The sequence below is a fragment of the Comamonas sp. genome (genome assembly GCF_036666375.1).
Lineage (GTDB): Bacteria > Pseudomonadota > Gammaproteobacteria > Burkholderiales > Burkholderiaceae_C > Comamonas.
Genome location: NZ_JAVWWA010000133.1, coordinates 3137 through 5675 on the forward strand (window position 1 = coordinate 3137; position 2539 = coordinate 5675).

A 2539-nucleotide genomic window follows, 5' to 3' on the forward strand; every position below is an offset into this window, starting at 1 on the left:
GGCCATGGCCACGCCGGACCGGACCGCCATGACCGCCACGATCGTTACGACCGCCGTGACGACCGCCGCCCAGGCCCGCCGCCGCACGCCCATGGCGGGCGCCATGGTGCCGGCCCGCAGCACAACTGGGTGCGCGGCTCGCGCATTCCGCCCCAGTACCGCACGCGCCACTATGTGGTCAACGACTGGCGCGGCCATCACCTGAGCCCGCCGCCACGCGGCTATCACTGGGTGCAAAATGGTGGTGACTATCTGCTGGTGGCGATTGCCACGGGCGTGATCGCGCAGCTGATACTGAGCCAATGACATTCGCCGGGGGTTGCGGGCGCTGTTTACTGTAGAGCGAAGTCCGAAGCCAGCGGCTCCAGGCTGCCATTCGTCGAAGATTCCTGTTCTGCGATAGCCGTGTCCAGCAGGCTGTCTTCGGCGGCAGCGGCTTCCACCAGTTCGTGGCTATATAGGTAATCCTCTTCATCGCCCGATCTGGCCAGCGGCGATACCCAGGTCAACGATAGAGTCGGATCATCGAGGAGCTCCTGCTGCGCCAGCGCGATCGCGTCGGCGATGGCAATGTGGCCCGCGTCGCGCGCCATGTCCGCGGCTGTGCGGCCGTCGGCGCCGCAGAGCATGACGTCCGCGCCAAAGTCCATCAAGTGTTTCACCGACAATTCATCGCCCTTGCTGGCGGCGATCATGAGCGCGGAGTGGCGCTGGCCCTCGTTGAGAGTGTCGTGTTCCACATGCCCAACCTGGAGCAGGCTCAACACAATGTCCGGAGCGCCGGCATCGGCGGCATACATCAGCGCTGTCCAATTCGCGCTGTCTGTGGCATTGATGTCTGCGCAGTGTTTCAAGCTTTCCACTATGGCTGGATGCTTGTTCACCACGGCGTGCATCAGCGCAGTGCAATACATGCCGTCGACGGCATTGAGATCGATACCAGCGAATTCCTTCAGACATTCGACAGCATCGAGTTTCCCGGCGATGGCGGCGAGAATCAGTGCGGTGCCGCCCACCAAATTGGTTGCATTGACGGCTGCATCCGCACGATTCTTGAACAGTTCGATGACCTGCACATGGCCTTGTGTGGCGGCCAGCATCAGCGCGGAGTTGCCCTCGAGGTTGGCATCGTTGATCTGCAGGTCAGCGCGCGTGAGCAGGGTCTGCACCAGCTTTGGCATGTCCAAGATCGACGCCAGCATCAACGCCGAGAAGCCGCCATCTATTTGGGCATTGATCAGCAGGTCAGGGCGGGCGACGAGGGCCGCCACCGCAGCGTGCTGCCCCTTCACTACGGAAATCATCAAGGCGTTCAAGTTGTCCGCGCCGACGATGTTGATGTCCACATCGTCGCGCTGCAGCAGGGCTTGAAGGGTGGCACTATCTTGCGCATGCGCGGCGGCGAGCAGCTGGGAACCCAGAACGGGATCGAAATCGGGATGGTTTTCAGAAGGCATGATCAAAGGCAGAGGAACTGCAGACTGGTTGACAGTGAAACGTGCCTCGCGGTTGTTTTCGATCCGCACCGCCCAGGCCCGTAGCTTATGGTTGAGTATTTAATAGTTTAAAGCTATCAAGTCTTGAGTTTAATTGGTTTTTTAATTTTTGCAAACGCAGTTGTTTTGCAGTCACTTGCGGACCGCGAGGAAGAGGGCTGGGGAGGGATGCGCCGAGTGCGCGGCAGCTGCTGGCCCGAGGGCAGGCAGTCAACGGCAGCGGTGCGGGGTGTGCTGCTGGGCGCAGCGCCCGGGCTGTTGCCGCTCAGTAAGAGCGGCCGCCCTTGTACATCGCATGCTGGCGGCGCTGCAGCGGCGCGACTTCGGCAATGCGCGCCATGGCGGCACCCACATGGGCATGCGTGATGGCAATGCCCAGCGCGTCGGCGGCGTCGGGGCCGGGCAGACCGGGCAGCTGCAGCAGGCGCTGCACCATGGCCTGGATCTGGTCCTTGCCCGCGCGGCCATGGCCGGCAACGGCTTTCTTCATCTGCAAGGCCGTGTACTCGGCCACGGGCAACAGGCTGGTGACCAGCGCCGCCAGCGCCGCGCCACGCGCCTGGCCCAGCAGCAGCGTCGATTGCGGGTTGGTGTTGACGAACACGATTTCCACTGCCGAGCTGTCGGGCTGGTAGCGTTGCGCGACCTCGGTGATGCCGTCGAACAGCAGCTTGAGCCGGCCCGGCAGGTCGCCGCGGTCCAGCGCGGTCGTGCGTATGGTTCCGCTGGCCACATAGGTGAGGCGGTGGCCGTCCACGTCGACCACACCAAAGCCCGTGGTCTGCAGGCCGGGGTCAATTCCAAGAATGCGCATGCAATGCTCTCTGTCAGGGCAGAGCAGTATGACCCATGCGGCGCATGATGGTGCGCGCGCGTTGGGCCAGGTAGCTGGACTTGGGTTGCAGCGCAAAGCGCTTGGGCTGGGGCAGCATCACGGCCAGGCGCGCAGCCTCGGCCGCGCTCAGCCGCGCCGCGGGCTTGCCGAAATAGTAGCCGGCAGCGGCCTCGGCACCAAAGACCCCGGGCCCCCATTCGACATGGTT

Annotated in this window: 4 protein-coding genes; 1 reads left to right on the forward strand and 3 read right to left on the reverse strand. The window is 63.6% G+C overall.

Annotated elements, in window-relative coordinates; all coding sequences use genetic code 11:
* Nucleotides 1-306: RcnB family protein (locus tag RR928_RS22165; protein WP_332684292.1), on the forward strand; the 306-nt coding region annotated here is incomplete at its 5' end.
* Nucleotides 307-332: 26 nt separating this feature from the next.
* Here the strand turns inward: RR928_RS22165 and RR928_RS22170 are convergent.
* The 3 genes from RR928_RS22170 to RR928_RS22180 form a co-directional block, all read right to left on the reverse strand.
* Nucleotides 333-1457: an ankyrin repeat domain-containing protein gene (locus RR928_RS22170; protein WP_332548807.1), complete on the reverse strand. Its 1125-nt coding sequence runs from the start codon at nucleotides 1455-1457 to the stop codon at nucleotides 333-335.
* 304 nt (nucleotides 1458-1761) lie between these two features.
* The gene (gene ruvC / locus RR928_RS22175) at nucleotides 1762-2310 is read right to left on the reverse strand and encodes a crossover junction endodeoxyribonuclease RuvC (RefSeq protein WP_332540324.1); all 549 of its coding nucleotides are present in this window, start codon (nucleotides 2308-2310) and stop codon (nucleotides 1762-1764) included.
* Nucleotides 2311-2323: 13 nt separating this feature from the next.
* Nucleotides 2324-2539, reverse strand: a 216-nt coding sequence (locus RR928_RS22180; RefSeq protein WP_332684294.1) for a transglycosylase domain-containing protein, incomplete at its 5' end; no start/stop codon positions are given.

Excerpts from the sequence above, each read along its gene's own strand:
- RR928_RS22170 (WP_332548807.1), bottom strand. The coding sequence starts at position 1,457 with ATGCCTTCTGAAAACCATCCCGATTTCGATCCCGTTCTGGGTTCCCAG.
- ruvC (WP_332540324.1), bottom strand. The coding sequence starts at position 2,310 with ATGCGCATTCTTGGAATTGACCCCGGCCTGCAGACCACGGGCTTTGGT.